Origin of the sequence: Glycomyces mayteni, from assembly GCF_042428885.1 — a bacterium.
GTDB lineage: Bacteria > Actinomycetota > Actinomycetes > Mycobacteriales > Micromonosporaceae > Glycomyces > Glycomyces mayteni.
Genome location: NZ_JBHMBP010000005.1, coordinates 219,204 through 233,949, shown reverse-complemented (window position 1 = coordinate 233,949; position 14,746 = coordinate 219,204). Strand labels below are relative to the sequence as shown.

Below are 14,746 nucleotides of genomic sequence, written 5' to 3'. Positions count from 1 at the left end.
TGGGAACGTTCTTAAGAACGTTTCCAGGAACGATATCAGAGTCTCCCGAGAACGCAACACCAGTCACACCGGCACCGCTCCCACCCCCGATCGGCCCTCCAAGAGGGCCCCGATGTCGGACCCCGGTGAGACGTTTGTCTTTTTCGGTTGGTGGTGGTGGATGTGGGTGGGACGGGGCGTGCCCTACGCCCGCCGCGCGGCGGGCGCCGCAGGCGCCGCGGCGGCCCTCGCCGCCGGGCCCCGCCGCCCGGACTCCACTCCCAACGCCGCCTCCGGACCTCGCCGCAGGCCCCGCGCCGGACCCGCCCCGGACCCGCGCCGAGGCGCGGCCTACACCCGCAGCTCCGCCCCGCCGCCCTCCGGGCGGCCGGTGTTAGGTTCGGCGCGGAAACCGACCGAAGGAGTCCCGGCCATGGCCAAGAACCCCGTCTTCCTCTACCGGATGCTCACCCTCGCCGAAGGCTGGTCCTTCGTGCTCCTCCTCGTCTTCGGCTCGGGCCTGAGCCGGGTCTCAGAGATCGACCTGGTCATGCCGCTGGGCTCGCTCCACGGCGCGCTCTTCGTGCTCCTCGCCGGCTCGACCCTCGTCATCCGCCGCCGTCTCGGCTGGGGCTTCGGCACCACGCTCCTCGCGCTCGTCTGCTCCGTGGTCCCGCTGGCGCCGTTCTGGTTCCACCACCGCAAACGCGAGGAGTTCCTCGCCGCCGAGCGCGCCGCCGCGCAGCCCGCCTGAACGCGACACGCGAACCGCCCCGGCGCAGAGCGCCGGGGCGGTTCGTCGTCTTGTCAGAGCGCGCGGCTCTTGAACGAGCGCAGCCGCAGGCTGTTGCCGACCACGAACACGCTGGAGAAGGCCATGGCCGCACCGGCGAGCATCGGGTTGAGCAGGCCCAGGGCCGCGAGCGGGATCGCCGCGACGTTGTAGGCGAACGCCCAGAACAGGTTGCCCTTGATGGTGCCGAGCGTGCGCCGCGACAGGCGGATGGCGTCCGCCGCGCCGCGCAGGTCGCCGCGGACCAGCGTCAAGTCGGCGGCCTCGATCGCGACGTCGGTGCCGGTGCCCATCGCCAGGCCCAGGTCGGCCTTGGCGAGCGCCGCGGCGTCGTTGACGCCGTCGCCGACCATCGCCACCACTTTGCCCTCGGCCTGGAGCCTCGCGACGGCAGCGACCTTGTCCGCGGGCAGGACCTCGGCGATGACCTCCTCGATCCCCACCTCCGCGCCGATGCGCTCGGCCACGGCCCGGTTGTCGCCGGTCAGCAGGACCGGCGTCAGCCCGAGGGCCTTGAACTGGGCGACGGCCTCGACGCTGGTCGGCTTGACCGTGTCGGCCACGACCAGGACCCCGCGGGCCTCGCCGTCCCAGGCCACGGCCACAGCGGTCTTGCCGCCGCGCTCGGCCTCGGCCTTCGCCTCGGCCAGCGCCGGGTCCAGTTCGAGCTTCCAGTCCGCCAGGAGGCTCTCGCGGCCGACCACGACGTAGTGCCCGTCCACGACGCCCTGCACGCCCTTGCCCTCGACGTTCTGGAAGTCCTCGACCGCCGGGAGCTCGACCTCCGCGGCCGCGCCCTTCGCGATCGCCTGCGCCACCGGGTGCTCCGAGGCGTGCTCGATCGCGCCGGCGAGCCGCAGCAGCTCGGTCCGGTCGGTCCCCTCCGCGGCGAGTGCGTCGACCAGGGTCATCTTCCCGGTGGTGACGGTGCCGGTCTTGTCGAGGACGATCGTGTCCACCTTGCGCGTGGACTCCAGGATCTCCGGGCCCTTGATGAGCACGCCCATCTGGGCGCCGCGGCCGGTGCCGACCAGCAGCGCGGTCGGCGTGGCGAGGCCGAGGGCGCACGGGCAGGCGATGATGAGGACCGCGACGGCGGCGGTGAACGCCGAGGCCGCGGGGAACCCGGCGCCGAGCCAGAACCCGAGCGTGCCGATCGCGATCGCGATGACCACGGGCACGAAGATCCCCGAGACCTGGTCGGCGAGGCGCTGGACCTCGGCCTTCCCGGACTGGGCCTCTTCGACGAGGCGCGCCATCTGCGCGAGCTGCGTGTCCGAGCCGACCCGCGTGGCCTTGACGACCAGGCGGCCCCCGGCGTTGACGGTCGCGCCGGTGACCGGGTCGCCCTCGGCGACCTCCACGGGCACCGACTCGCCGGTGAGCATCGACGCGTCGATCGCGGAGGTGCCGGAGACGATCACGCCGTCGGCGGCGATCTTCTCCCCCGGCCGCACCACGAACTCGTCCCCGACGGCGAGCTGCGCGATCGGGATGCGGGCCTCGGTCCCGCCGCGGAGCACCGCGACGTCCTTGGCGCCCATCTCCAGCAGCGCCCGCAGCGCCGCCCCGGCCTTGCGCTTGGAGCGCTTCTCGAAGTAGCGGCCGGCGAGGATGAACATCGTGACGCCCGCGGCCACTTCGAGGTACAGGTTCGAGGCGCCGTCGCTGGGCTCCACGGTGAACTCGAACGGGTGCTTCATGCCCGGCGTCCCGGCCGTCCCCCAGAACAGCGCGTAGACCGACCACGCGAACGCCGCGAGGGTGCCCACCGACACGAGCGTGTCCATGGTGGCCGCGCCATGGCGAAGGTTCGTCCATGCGGCCTTGTGGAAGGGCCACGCGCCCCACAGGATCACCGGCCACGCCAGCGCGAGCGAGAGCCACTGCCAGTACTCGAACTGGAGGACCGGGGCCATCGACATGGCGATGACCGGGACCGACAGGACGATCGAGGCGATGAGGCGGCCTCGCAGCGAGGTGAGCTCGGGGTCGGGCCGGTCCGCGTCGTCGGCCTCGGGCTCGGGGGCCTTGGGGACGGCCGCGGTGTAGCCGGTCTTCTCGACCACGGCGATGAGCTCGGCCGGGTCGGTGCCCGCGGGGGCCTCGATCTGGGCCTTCTCGGTCGCGTAGTTGACGCTGGCGGTGACGCCGTCGAGCTTGTTGAGCTTCTTCTCGATCCGCATGGCGCAGGAGGCGCAGGTCATGCCGCCGATTTCGAGTTCGATGCGGTTCGCGGCGGCGGGGGCCGATGCCATGGTCTCGTCCTTCCTCTGCTCGTGCGTCTAATTGTCGTCGTGCGAGGGCTCGTCGGCGTCGTGGCCGTGCGGTTCCTCGCCGGTGGCGTCCCCAGCAGGCTCGGTGCCGTCGGTGTCGAGGACGAAGGGCGCGGTGTGGACCTGGCCGTCGACCTGGAAGTCCAGGTAGAGGAGGTACCGGCCCTCGGTGGGGGCGGCGGTGGCGAACACGATCTCGGGCCCTGAGGTGGTGCCGGGTTCGGGCTCGTCGCCTTCGGGGTGGACGTGCAGGTAGCCGAGGTCGCCTTCGCGGAGGGCGACGAGGTGGCCCCAGGCGCCGAGGTAGGGCTCCAGGGCGGTGACGGGCGCGCCGTCCCGGGTGACCTCGACGGTGAGTTCGGTGGTCGTGCCCGCGGCGAGGTCGCCGGTGAGAGTGACGTCGAAGCCGTCGACGCTGGCAGTGCGGGTGACCGGGTTCTCGGCGCGGGGCTCGTAGTCGCCCGCGACCTCCACGGTCCGCGAGAGCGTCACGTCGATGTCCTCGGCGGCGTCGCCGGGGACGAAGTCGGCGAAGACGCGGTAGGTGCCGGGCTGCTCCCAGGACCAGGGCAGGGACCAGGTCTCGCCGTCGAACTCGGGGTGGACGTGCCGGAACTCGGCGCCGTCGGCGCGGACGACGATGAGGTGGAGCTCCTTCTCGTGGGACTCGGTGTACTGCTTGAGCGGCTCGCCGCCGGGGGCGGTGATGCCGAAGGCGAGCACGCCTTCGTCGCCGGTGGCCGCGGGTGCGGCGACCTCGCTGAGGACGTAGCCGTCCTGCTCGATCGAGAGGCCCCGGACCGGGTCGGCCTCGTGGCCGCCGTGGTCTTCCATGCCGGTCTCCGTCTCCATGTCCATGTCGTGCTCGGTGTCGGTGTCTTCGAGGCGCTGGTCGACGGCGCTGTCGGGGACGACGTTCGCGGCGACCGCGTACGCGCCCCCGAACAGCGCGGCGAGTCCGAGCCCGAAGGCGCCGAGTCGGACGGGGGTCTTCATCAGATCCGCACCGCCTTGTACCCGGCCTCGTCGACGGCGGCGATGACCGCGGCGTCGTCCACGGCGGCGTCGGTGGTGAGGACGAGCTTGCCGGTGGCGGCGCTGACGTCGATCGTGCCGACGGGGCCGATCTTGCCGACCTCTTCGCGCACCGACATCTCGCAGTGGCCGCAGGTCATTCCGGTGACCTGGTACTCGATGACGCTCATGGCGGCTTCCTCTCGCTCGATCATACCCCTGGAGGGTATCTCCTTGATCTCAATTTATACCCCCTGGGGGTATCAAGTCAACAGCGGGGTCCCAGATTTCTCAAGGAATCCTCAGATTGCGCCTTCAGCGGAACCGGTGGAAAACCCCGCCCGCGCCGGAATACGGTTAACCATGGCTGAGACTTCCCCGAACCCGGTCACCGCGCCGGAACACCACCGACCGACGCCGCCGAGCCCGGCTCCCAGCGAGCCCCTGTGGCGCGACGCCCTCGGCGAACAGCTCCGATCCGCCCGCCGCGACCGCGGCGAGACCCTGAGCGAGACCGCCGACCGCGCGGGCATCTCCCCGCAGTACCTCTCCGAGATCGAACGCGGCGTGAAAGAACCGTCGAGCGAGATGATCGCCGCCGTCGCCGGGGCCCTGGAGACCACCCTCGGCGACCTGGTCCTCCAAGTCGCCGAGCGCATCCTCCTCGACAGGTCCACCGTCGACCGCGCGGGCGCCCCGTCCGGCCCGGTCTGCCGGGCGGCCTACGCGCTGGCGGCATAGGGCCCGTTTCGGGTCGGAGACTCGGCGGCCCGGAGCCGTCCGGGCCCCGCTCCTGCGGCCCGCTACTGGGTCGCGATGGTGACCGCGGCGGCGGTCGCGGCCGACGCGACCGCCGCGTTCGTGGCGGTGATCGCGTTCCGCACCGCCTCCGCGGCCCACCGGCCCTCGACCACGGCCCTGGCGCGCTTGTCGAGCTCGGTCCACTTGAGCTCGTCGTAGTGGAGCACCTGGTGCAGGCTCCCGCTCGCCGACAGGAGCGCGATGACGGCCCCGGTCCGGGCGTCGGGCTCCTCGCCGCCGACGAGCACGGCCTTGACGCGACCGCGCAGCTCCTCCTCGTGGGCGGCGTCGGCGGCGGGCCACGTGGTCGAGCGGAACAGTCCGAGCACCTTCTTCGTGTCGCGCCGCACCAGGCCCTTGTCCACCAGCCGGTCGGCAACGCGCGTGCGCAGCTTCGTCCCGATGAGGATCAGCAGCTCGTTCACGGTGCGCGGCTTGGGGGCCGCGACCGCGTACGCGTCGGCGAGCAGGTCGTCCTCGGGCGCCGCGCCCGCGACCGCGTGGACCTTCGCGACCGAGAACGCGCCGCTCCCCTCCTCGAAGCGCACGCTCCCCGCGAGCGCCAGGTCCATGAGGACCGCCCCGCCGAGCGGGTAGTACAGCGTCCCCTCCCCGGCGATGTGGCCCTTCTCGTCGTCGAGCAGGAGCAGCAGCAGGTCTTCGACAATCAGCATCGGGCGAGTCTATGCGGTCACTGCGCCTCCAGGATGTTGTCGACCAGACCGTAGGCCTTGGCGGCCTCGGGCGTGAAGACGCGGTCCCGGTCGGTGTCGATGCGCAGCTGCTCGGCGGTCTGCCCGGTGTGGCGCGCGAGGATCTGCTCCATGCTGTCGCGCACCCGCACCAGCTCGTCGGCCTGGATGATGAGGTCCGGGATCGGGCCGCGGCCCTGGCCGCCGGGCTGGTCGAGGACGATGCGCGCGTGCGGCAGCGCCGAGCGCATCCCCTCGGTGCCGGCCGCGAGGAGGACCGCGCCGACGCCCACGGCCTGGCCCACGCACAGCGTGGCGACCTTCGGGCGGATGTAGCGGAGCGTGTCGTAGACGGCGAGCATCGCACTCGGGTCGCCGCCCTCGCAGTTGATGTAGAGGTTGACGTCCTTGTCGGGGTTCGCCTCCTCCAGGTGCAGGAGCTGCGCCACCAGCGCGTTCGCGACGCCCGCGTCGATCCCGGTGCCCAGGTAGATGATCCGGCCCGACAGCAGGTGCGAGTAGACGTCCATGACGCGCTCGCCGCGGCCCTGGTCGACGATCACGTTCGGAATCATGTAGCTGCTCACTTCGTGCCCCTCTCGGCCGCGACGCGCAGCCCGATGCCCGGTCGCTCTTTCGGCGTGATCTCCTCGAACGAGGTGACGGTCCCGTCCACGAACCCGTACTCGCGGGCCTCGTCGGCGGTGTACCAGCGGTCGCGCAGCGAGTCCTCGAAGATCCGCTCGACCGTCTGCCCGGTGTCCTCGGCGATGAGCTTGAGGACGGTGTCCCTGGTGTAGCGCAGGTCGTTGGCCTGCAACTCGATGTCGACGGCCCCGCCGCCGATCCCAGCCGACCCCTGGTGCATGAGGATGCGCGCGTGCGGCAGCACCTTCCGCTTGCCCCGCGTCCCGGCCGAGAGCAGGAACTGCCCTGCGCTGCACGCGATCCCGAGGGCCAGCGTCGCGACGTCGCACGGCACGAGCCGCATCGTGTCGCGGATGGCGAGCATCGCCGGGACCGACCCTCCAGGCGAATGTATCCACAGCGATATATCGCTGTTCGGGTCGTCGATGGCCAGCGACAGCATCTGCGTCGCCAGCAGCGTCCCGTTGTCGTCGTCGAGCACCCCGTCGAGCACGAGCACGCGCTGCTGGTACAGCTCGCGCCTGACCCGCTCGGAGAACTGCTGCGGCCTGTTGTCTTCGCTCATGCCCCAACCATTCCCACTCGGGCTCCTCCCCCGCAACGAGATCCGCCCTGAGCAGATCCGCTCTGAGCAGCGCGACCGCCGCGGGAGCCCGAGAGGCTCCCGCGGCGCGGCGGTTCGGTTCGGGGGTGCGGCTAGGCGTTGACGGCGGCGAGGATCTTGCGGGTCATCTCGGCCATGACGGGGCTCGGCGCGCCCTTGTGGGCGCGGTTGGCGGCCTCGACCGCGACGCCCACGACGGTGCGGAAGTTCTCCGCCTCCGCCGGGTCCTGCGCCTTGAGGATGCCCACCGACTCGGCCAGCGCGGGCAGCACCTGGTCGGCGAGGGACGCCGCCGACTTGGCCTTGAGCTTGAAGTCGCCCTTCTTGGAGGCGAGCACATGCCCGACCTCGCCGGTGGCGGAGGCGAACGCGAGGGCCCCGTCGGTGGCGACCCGGTGGGCCGATCCGGCGATCCCGGCGTACGAGAGGAGGGTGACGGCACCGTAGGCGGCGGTGCGGATGACGGTCTTGTCCTGGGCGGTCAGGTTGACGCTCATGTTCGTGCTCCTTGTTGCTCTCACCGGGCGTTTCCCGTTGATGGAGCAACTATCGGGGGCCGCCCTGACGGACCGCTGACGCGAGCCTGACACCGCCCGGGCCCTCGGCGGACCGCCTGTCAGCCGATCAGGATTTTTCACCCGTTGTCCGTCATGGAAGACATCCCGGTGCGTTCTTCTTGCAAGCGGGCCGGTCGAACGTCCACCAGCGAACGGCCGGCCCGCCCTCCCGATGAGTCCGGCCGCCGAGCCTCGTCTCTACAGGCGACACGACATCAACCGCACCGGGAGCACACCATGGCCGCCCTCTACACCTGGGACGTCTTCACCACCCTCGACGGCTTCGGCTCGTTCGGCCCCGGCGCCGACTGGGGCGGCTACTGGGGCAAGCACGGCCCCGAGTTCCTCGAACAGCGCCGCGCGGTCCTCGCCGAGGACCAGCGGATGGTGCTCGGCGCGAACACCTTCCGCATGTTCACGAAACTGCTGGGCCCGATTCCGGAGGCCGACCTGGACCCGGTGAACGCCCGGATGCGGAGCCTGCCGACGACCGTGGTGTCGTCCACGCTGGAAGGACCGCTGGACTGGCCGGACGCGACCCTGGCGGTCGGCGACGCCCTCGACGTCGTCGCCCTCCTCAAGGAGGAGTCGGCGGTGCCGCTGCGCTCGCACGGCAGCCTCGCGATGAACCGCGCCCTGATGGCAGCGGGCCTGGTCGACCGGGTCCAGGTGACGGTCTTCCCCGTCGTCAGCGCGCGGACCGGCACTTTCCCGGTCTTCGCGGGCGCCGAGGACTTCGACCTCGACCTCGCCGAGGCCCGCACCTTCGACGGCCGCACCCAGGAGCTCGTCTACCGGCCCGCCCTGCACCGCTGAATCAGAGGTCGGTCATCTTCTCCATCGCCTCGGAGTAGCGCCCGCCGCGGATGCGGACCTGGGACGCGGCCTGTTCGATCGCGCCCAGGTCGTCGGCCGTCAGGTCGACCGCGGCGGCGCCGAGGTTCTCGGCGAGGCGCTCGGGCCTGCGGGTGCCAGGGATCGGGACGAGGGACTCGCGCTGCGCGAGGAGCCAGGCGAGGGCGATCTGCGCGGTGGTCGCGCCCTTGGCGGCGGCGATCCCGGCGAGGAGGTCCACGAGGGCCCGGTTCGCTTCGCGCGCTTCGGCTTCAAAACGCGGGATGGTGTTGCGGACGTCCCCTTCGGTGAACGTGGTGCCCGCGTCGATGGCGCCGGTGAGGAAGCCCTTGCCGAGCGGGCTGTACGGCACGAGACCGATGCCGAGCTCGTCGAGGACCGGCAGGATCGCGTCCTCGGGGCGGCGCCACCACAGGGAGTACTCGTTCTGGAGTGCGGCGACGGGATGCACGGCGTGGGCGCGGCGGATCGTCGCCGCCGACGCCTCCGAGAGCCCGAAGTGGAGGACCTTGCCTTCGGCGATGAGGTCCTTCACCGCGCCGGCGACGTCCTCGATGGGCACGTCGGGGTCGACGCGGTGCTGGTAGTAGAGGTCGATCCGGTCGGTGCCGAGGCGCCGCAGCGAGCCCTCGACGGCTTCGCGGACGTGCTCGGGCCGCGAGTCGGTGCCGTGCCAGCCGCCTTCGGGGTTGACGTCGAACCCGAACTTGGTGGCGATGACGACCCGGTCGCGCAGCGGCGCCAGGGCCTCGCCCACGAGTTCCTCGTTCACGTAGGGGCCGTAGACCTCGGCGGTGTCGAAGAAGGTCACGCCCTGGTCGACCGCACTGCGGATGAGCGCAATGTGGTCCTCTCTGGTCCCCGAGGGACCGTAGCTCTGGCTCATCCCCATGCAGCCCAGGCCGATCGCCGAGACCGTCAGCCCGTCGCCGAGTACTCGCTCCTGCATCGTCGTTCCTTTCCGTTGCGGTCGTTCGGTTTCAAGCGGATGGTCACGGCTGGAGGAGGACCTTGATCGCACGCCGCTCGTCCATGGCCTTGTACGCCTCGGCGACGTCGGCGAGGGGCAGGGTCAGGTCGAAGACCTTGCCCGGCTCGATCTCGCGGCGCCAGATCAGGTCGATGAGGTCGGGCAGGTAGCGGCGCACGGGGGCGGGGCCGCCGTGGAGGTGGACGCCGGAGAAGAACAGCTCGCCGCCGGGGAGGGCGACGCCGTGGGCGACGCCCACGTAGCCGACGTGCCCGCCCGCGCGGGTCGAGTGGATCGCCTGCATCATCGACTCCTGCGTGCCCACGGCTTCGATGGTCGAGTGGGCGCCGAGGCCGCCGGTGAGCTCCTTGACGCGGTCGACGCCCTCCTCACCGCGCTCGGTGACGATGTCGGTGGCGCCGAACTCGATGGCGAGCTTCTGCCGGTCGGCGTGGCGGGACATCGCGATGATCCGCTCGGCGCCCATCTGCTTCGCCGAGAGGACGCCGAGGAGCCCGACCGCGCCGTCGCCCACGACGGCCACGGTCTTCCCGGGCCCGGCCTGGGCGGCGTCGGCGGCGAACCAGCCGGTGCCGAGCACGTCGGAGGCGGCCAGCAGGTGCGGGATGAGGTCCGCGTCGGGCGTCCCGGGGGTGGCGACGAGCGTGCCGTCGGCGTTGGGGACGCGCGTCAGCTCGGCCTGGGCGGTGCCCATGAACTCGCGGTGCACGCAGTGGGACTGGTACCCGGCCCGGCAGATCTCGCAAGTGTTGTCGGAGGTCGCGAAGGAGCCGACGACGAAGTCGCCCACTTTCACGTTCCGAACGTCCGCGCCGATCTGCTCGACGACGCCGACGTACTCGTGGCCCATCGGGTGCGGCTCGCCGACCGGCTCGATGCCGCGGTAGGGCCACAGGTCGGAGCCGCAGACGCAGGTCGCGGCCAGGCGGATCACGGCGTCGGTGGGCGCGGTGAGCGCGGCGTCGGGGCGCTCCTCGAAGCGGACGTCGCCGGGCGCGTGGATGACGGTGCCGTACATGGTCGATCTCCCTCGGTTTCGGATCGGGGCGGCCGGGGCCGCCCCGCACATCATCGATGAAAGCGCGCCCGCCCGCCCGGTGGAACGCACTCTTGAGGGGTGTACCGGGAGGGCACCTCTCGGGGGCGCGGGGCGGCGTAGCGTCGTGCCCGTGGACTACCGGGACGAAGTGCGCGAGTTCCTGACCTCGCGGCGCGCGAAGCTCACGCCCGAGCAGGCGGGCCTGCCGGCCGGGTCGAACCGGCGCGTGCCCGGTCTGCGGCGCGCCGAGGTGGCCGTGCTGGCGAACGTGAGCGTCGAGTACTACGCGCGCCTCGAACGCGGCGGCCTCGCGGGCGCCTCCGACACGGTCCTGGACTCGCTCGCGCGGGCGCTGCGGCTCGACGAGGCCGAGCGGACGTACCTGTTCGACCTCGCGAAGGCCGCCGGGCGCAGCCCGCAGGTGCGGCCGCGGCGGCGCGCCGCGAAGAACTGGACGCCGCGGCAGAGCCTGGTCCAGCTGCTCGACACCATCGGCTCCCCGGCGATCGTCCGCAACGGGCGGCTCGACATCGTCGCGGCCAACCGGCTCGGGCGGGCCTTCTACGACGACCTCTACGCGAGCGCCGAGCACCCGCCGAACCTCGCGCGGTTCTGCTACCTCGACACCGAACGCTCCCAGCGGTTCTACCCCGACTGGACGACCGCCGCGGACATCAACGTCGCGATGCTCCGCGCCGAGGCGGGCCGCGACCCGTACGACAAGGGCCTCCAGGACCTCATCGGGGAACTGTCCACCCGCTCGGAGGAGTTCCGGACCCGCTGGGCGGCGAGGAACGTGCGCATCCACGGCAGCGGCCGCAAGCACGTGTGCCACCCCGTCGCGGGCGACCTCGACATGTTCTACGAGGAGTTCGAGTTCACCGCCGAGCCGGGCCTGGTCCTGCTGGTCTACACCGCCGAGCCCGCCTCGCCGTCCTTCGAGCGGCTGCAACTGCTCGCGAGCTGGAGCGGCGCCGAGTACGAAGCGCCGCAGGCGAAGAAGCAGACCTCCTTAGGCGACCAGCCCTGACAGGAGCTTGGCGAGCGCGGCGGTCCGCCGCTCCTCGGCCGATTCGGGCGGCCCGGCCAGGTCGCCGAGCAGCTCCGCGATCCGCGGGTGCTCCCCCGACGCCGCGACGTGCCCGAGGTACGCGGCGGCGTGGCGCGCCCGGTTCCCGGCGGCGCGCTCGTTCATCGCGAACGTGGCGACGACGGCGTTCATCAGCGCGTAGACCTCCAGTTTGGCGCGGCCGTCGCCGGGCCGGTCGGCGAGCAGCCCCAGCACGTGGTCGAGGACGGCGACCCCGTTGGGGCCGAGCGAGGGGCGGGTGAGCACCAGCTCGGGCAGCCACTCGTGCCGGGCCATCACCCCGTGCAGGCCTTCCCCCACGGCCACCAGGTCCTCGACGAGGTCCCCGGTGGGCTGGGGCAGCTCGATCCCGGCGGCGGTGGCGTCGACCATGAGGTCGAGCAGGTCGTCGCGCCCGGAGACGTAGCGGTACAGCGAGGCCGCGCCGGTGCCCAGCTCCTCGGCGACGTTGCGCATCGAGACCGCGTCGAGCCCGCCCCGGTCGGCGACCGCCAGCGCGGCGGCGGTGATCTCCGGGCGGCTGCGCACGGCGGGGCGGCCGGTGGCGGCCCGTTCGGGGCGGAGCCAGATCGGCTCGTCGTAGTCGGCCACATCACTCCTTCGTCGTTTGCGAACACTGTACCCGAACGCTAGACTTCGGGAACACCGTTCGCGAACTCCGAATTCCAGGAGGAGCCATGAACCAGTCCCAGTCCCCCGCCCCTACCGGATACGCCGACAACGGCGGGGTCCGGATCGCCTACGAGGACCTCGGCGGGGCGGGCGGCGAGCCGCTCCTGCTCGTGATGGGCTCGGCGGTCACCAGGTTCTGGTGGCCCGAGGGCCTGGTGCGGGCCTTCATCGACCGCGGCTTCCACGTGGCGGCCTTCGACAACCGCGACTCGGGCCAGTCCGCGCACTTCCCGGCCGCGAAGGCGAGGCCGGTCACCGCGCTGTTCCGCAAGGAGGTCCCGGCCTACACGGGCGAGGACGTCGCCGACGACGCCGCCGCGGTCCTCGACGCCCTCGGCTGGGACAGCGCGCACCTGTTCGGGCACTCCAACGGCGGCCTGCGGGCCCAGCGGATCGCGCTGCGCCACCCCGGCCGGGTCCGCAGCCTCGCATTGTCGGCGAGCGTGTCCTCCGATGCGGGAAGTCTGAAGCTCCTGCGCTACATCCACTTCGGGTTCGTCGCCAAGATGGCCCGGCTCAAGTTCCCCGACACCCCGGACGGCGACCTCGCACTGAGCCTGGCCGTCTCCCGGGCCCTCGCCTCCCCGGGATTCCCGTTCGACGAGGCCGAGGCGCGCTCCCGCGTCGAGAAGGACACCGGGAGCCCGGTCCGCGACCCGAACTCGATGGGCCGCCAACTCGGCGCCCACTGGTCCGGACCCGCACTCGGCGCGCTCCGCGTGCCGACCGTGGTCCTCCACGGCGACAGCGACCAGCTCCTGCGCACCAGCGCGGCGAGAGACCTCGCCGCGGCGATCCCACACGCCCGCCTCGTACTGACCCCTGGCGTCGGCCACGACATCCCCGGCCCCATGTACGACGCCTACGCGGAGGAGGTCCGGAAGAATGCAGACGACGCCCGGTTGCACGCGTCGTTATACTCTGCGGCTATGGGATACAACGAAACGAGCCCCACCATCCGATGACGGCGACCGGCGAGCGCAATGCGCTCGACCCCGAGCCCATCCAGAGCCGCCTGCGGGCGCTGCTCGATCACCACCCCGACGGACCGCTCCCTGATGCGGCACTCCGCCAGATCCGCACCTCGATCGCTCCTGACCACAGGTCACGGCCCCCATCGACCGGCACGCTGAAAGAGCGGGCGCAACGGCACGAAGCCGAGTCCGCGGCAGCACGAGCCGAACTCATCGAGTCGATCCACGCTGTCGATCCGACACCGGAGGGACTGCTCGAATTCGGCAGGCATGTCAGGAGGAACGTCGAGCCGTCCGGCTTCGCCTCCAATATGGGGGCCGCGGAGTTCGCGATGGCCCCCGGTGCGATCCGGGCCGCTGCCGAGCACCTGCTCGATACCGGCACGAGTCTCGCTGAGATCTGCATCGGCCTGAACCTGCTTTCGCTCGCTCCCCGCGACGGGGACAGCGAGCGCATCCGGATCTTCATTCCGCTGGGCCGGAGAATCGAAGGGACCGCGATCAAGGCTCTTGGGCGCATCGGGCGGGCCGGGCCGCATCTGGCTTGGGCGGCAGAGCGGACTCCGGTGTACCGCCGCTTGGGCGCGGTTCAGGCGATCTGGGATTTGCCGGAGCGCGAATTCAGCGAGCTGCTCTATGCTCTGCCGGTGAAGCAGTCCGCCGACCTGGTGCAGATGTTCAGCGCGCTCGACAGCAGACCCGAAGGGCTCCAAGGCGACCGGCGGTTCGCCCGCATCCTGCGCGACGCGGCCCGGCCGGGGGCGCTGGAGGCCGAGCCGGAGGCGCTTGCGCTCGCGGCCCAACTGTGGGACGAGGTGCGGTACGGCCGTTGTGCGCTGCTCGGGTTCGCGCCCGGGGAGCGGGAGATGACCACAGCGGGATTCCAGGCGCTGCTGGCGTCGCCGGAGGCGTCGGCTTCGGTCGATGCCGCACTGGCCGCCACGCCGGAGGACCCTGACCTGGTCTGGTTGCGTATGCGGCTCAACCGGGCGGCGCACAGCGATCCGCCGCTGCCTCGGGGGTTGGCGGTGCGGGTAAGTGTGCCGAGGCCCAGCATTGCCACCCAGGCGCGGACGCACCTGCTGCTCGACGGCGTGCCGCTCGTGGAGGCGCACTTCCAGCGCGGCCACTCGGGCAGGCCGGAAACGGTCCTGCACGACGGGCGCGGCCTGGAGGCGCTCGCGGAGCCGCGCGACGTGAAGATCGGCGACACGGGCTGCGTCGAAGAGTGCTGTGGGGCATTCCGGGCGGTGATCAGTCGCCGTGGCGGCCTGGTGGAGTGGGAAGTCCGCGACACCGTATTGAAAGACCCACCGACGACCCGGCTCACCTTCGACGCAGACCAGTACGACGCCGAGGTCGTCAGGGCCGCAGCCGATTTCGATTGGGAATGGCCCGCGCGACGCGCTGCGCGGCTTCTGCGGGAGCGGATCGGGGCCGAGTCGGAGCTGATGTCGCGCTGGGAGTGCGAACTGGCTTGGACCGGTTCATGGTCACCGGATAGGTCCGAGATGCAGTACTCGTTCTACTACCCGAAACGGCCCTCGGGGAACGATGCCTATGTGCAGTTCTCGGCGGCCCGCGACGTGCCGTACGTGCCCGAGGTCGACGACGGCGCCGTGATGGCGGTCGTGGACCGGATCATCGCGGACCTGCGCACCACCGATCCGAAGTCGACGGCCCGGCTCTCGGGCGGCTCAAGGGAATACGCCGAGGCGCTCGGCTTCCCCTGGCCGCCTTAGCGCCCTAATGCGATTGCCG

At 71.6% G+C, this 14,746-nt stretch carries 16 protein-coding genes; 6 read left to right on the top strand and 10 right to left on the bottom strand.

From position 1 onward, the window contains the following. Positions 1-412 precede the first annotated feature (412 nt). Entirely contained in the window at positions 413-733 is a 321-nt protein-coding gene (locus ACFFXY_RS22680; protein ID WP_382356102.1) for a DUF3817 domain-containing protein, read from the top strand. Between the two features lie 53 nt (positions 734-786). On the opposite strand, the gene ACFFXY_RS22675 is transcribed toward ACFFXY_RS22680, so the two are convergent. From ACFFXY_RS22675 to ACFFXY_RS22665, 3 genes are read right to left on the bottom strand one after another with little or no spacing between them, the layout of a single operon-like run. Further along, the gene (locus tag ACFFXY_RS22675; RefSeq protein ID WP_382356100.1) at positions 787-3,030 is read right to left on the bottom strand and encodes a heavy metal translocating P-type ATPase; all 2,244 of its coding nucleotides are present in this window, start codon (positions 3,028-3,030) and stop codon (positions 787-789) included. A 27-nt stretch (positions 3,031-3,057) separates the two neighbouring features. Further along, a complete protein-coding gene (locus ACFFXY_RS22670) occupies positions 3,058-4,044 on the bottom strand; it encodes a DUF8832 domain-containing protein (RefSeq protein WP_382356098.1) in 987 nt (328 codons plus the stop codon). Continuing rightward, on the bottom strand, positions 4,044-4,253 hold the full coding sequence (locus ACFFXY_RS22665; protein WP_382356710.1) for a heavy-metal-associated domain-containing protein: 210 nt from the start codon (positions 4,251-4,253) through the stop codon (positions 4,044-4,046). The genes ACFFXY_RS22670 and ACFFXY_RS22665 overlap by 1 nt, the downstream gene beginning before the upstream one ends. Positions 4,254-4,425: 172 nt before the next feature. Between ACFFXY_RS22665 and ACFFXY_RS22660 the strand changes: the two genes are divergently transcribed. Further along, a complete protein-coding gene (locus tag ACFFXY_RS22660) occupies positions 4,426-4,803 on the top strand; it encodes a helix-turn-helix domain-containing protein (protein WP_382356096.1) in 378 nt (125 codons plus the stop codon). 62 nt (positions 4,804-4,865) lie between these two features. Here the strand turns inward: ACFFXY_RS22660 and ACFFXY_RS22655 are convergent, their stop codons facing one another. From ACFFXY_RS22655 to ACFFXY_RS22640, 4 genes are all read right to left on the bottom strand, one after another. Beyond that, positions 4,866-5,537, bottom strand: a complete 672-nt coding sequence (locus tag ACFFXY_RS22655) for a GOLPH3/VPS74 family protein (RefSeq protein ID WP_382356094.1) — start codon at positions 5,535-5,537, stop codon at positions 4,866-4,868. A 17-nt stretch (positions 5,538-5,554) separates the two neighbouring features. Next, positions 5,555-6,142 carry a ClpP family protease gene (locus ACFFXY_RS22650; RefSeq protein ID WP_382356092.1) on the bottom strand — a complete coding sequence of 196 codons (588 nt, stop codon included), beginning with the start codon at positions 6,140-6,142 and terminating at the stop codon, positions 5,555-5,557. Continuing rightward, the gene (locus ACFFXY_RS22645) at positions 6,139-6,768 is read right to left on the bottom strand and encodes a ClpP family protease (protein ID WP_359951715.1); all 630 of its coding nucleotides are present in this window, start codon (positions 6,766-6,768) and stop codon (positions 6,139-6,141) included. The genes ACFFXY_RS22650 and ACFFXY_RS22645 overlap by 4 nt, the downstream gene beginning before the upstream one ends. Positions 6,769-6,899: 131 nt before the next feature. Then, the gene (locus ACFFXY_RS22640; RefSeq protein ID WP_382356090.1) at positions 6,900-7,304 is read right to left on the bottom strand and encodes a hypothetical protein; all 405 of its coding nucleotides are present in this window, start codon (positions 7,302-7,304) and stop codon (positions 6,900-6,902) included. Between the two features lie 297 nt (positions 7,305-7,601). On the opposite strand from ACFFXY_RS22640, the gene ACFFXY_RS22635 reads away from it, so the two are divergent. Continuing rightward, positions 7,602-8,180: a dihydrofolate reductase family protein gene (locus ACFFXY_RS22635; protein WP_382356088.1), complete on the top strand. Its 579-nt coding sequence runs from the start codon at positions 7,602-7,604 to the stop codon at positions 8,178-8,180. A 1-nt stretch (position 8,181) separates the two neighbouring features. Here ACFFXY_RS22635 and ACFFXY_RS22630 read toward each other — a convergent pair whose 3' ends face one another. Both ACFFXY_RS22630 and ACFFXY_RS22625 read right to left on the bottom strand, forming a co-directional pair. Next, positions 8,182-9,168, bottom strand: coding sequence for an aldo/keto reductase (locus tag ACFFXY_RS22630; protein WP_382356086.1), 987 nt, complete (start codon positions 9,166-9,168; stop codon positions 8,182-8,184). A gap of 43 nt (positions 9,169-9,211) precedes the next feature. Further along, positions 9,212-10,228: a zinc-dependent alcohol dehydrogenase family protein gene (locus tag ACFFXY_RS22625; RefSeq protein ID WP_382356084.1), complete on the bottom strand. Its 1,017-nt coding sequence runs from the start codon at positions 10,226-10,228 to the stop codon at positions 9,212-9,214. Positions 10,229-10,379: 151 nt separating this feature from the next. Here ACFFXY_RS22625 and ACFFXY_RS22620 point away from each other — a divergent pair, with 151 nt between their 5' ends. Continuing rightward, entirely contained in the window at positions 10,380-11,279 is a 900-nt protein-coding gene (locus tag ACFFXY_RS22620; RefSeq protein ID WP_382356082.1) for a helix-turn-helix transcriptional regulator, read from the top strand. Here the strand turns inward: ACFFXY_RS22620 and ACFFXY_RS22615 are convergent. Further along, positions 11,262-11,930 carry a TetR/AcrR family transcriptional regulator gene (locus tag ACFFXY_RS22615; protein WP_382356080.1) on the bottom strand — a complete coding sequence of 223 codons (669 nt, stop codon included), beginning with the start codon at positions 11,928-11,930 and terminating at the stop codon, positions 11,262-11,264. The genes ACFFXY_RS22620 and ACFFXY_RS22615 overlap by 18 nt on opposite strands. An 86-nt stretch (positions 11,931-12,016) precedes the next feature. Here ACFFXY_RS22615 and ACFFXY_RS22610 point away from each other — a divergent pair, with 86 nt between their 5' ends. Continuing rightward, positions 12,017-12,976, top strand: coding sequence for an alpha/beta fold hydrolase (locus tag ACFFXY_RS22610; RefSeq protein ID WP_382356078.1), 960 nt, complete (start codon positions 12,017-12,019; stop codon positions 12,974-12,976). Next, positions 12,973-14,727 (top strand): hypothetical protein, encoded by a 1,755-nt coding sequence (locus ACFFXY_RS22605; protein ID WP_382356076.1) that lies wholly within the window; start codon positions 12,973-12,975, stop codon positions 14,725-14,727. Before ACFFXY_RS22610 ends, ACFFXY_RS22605 begins: the two co-directional genes overlap by 4 nt. The last annotated feature ends 19 nt before the right edge of the window (positions 14,728-14,746 follow it).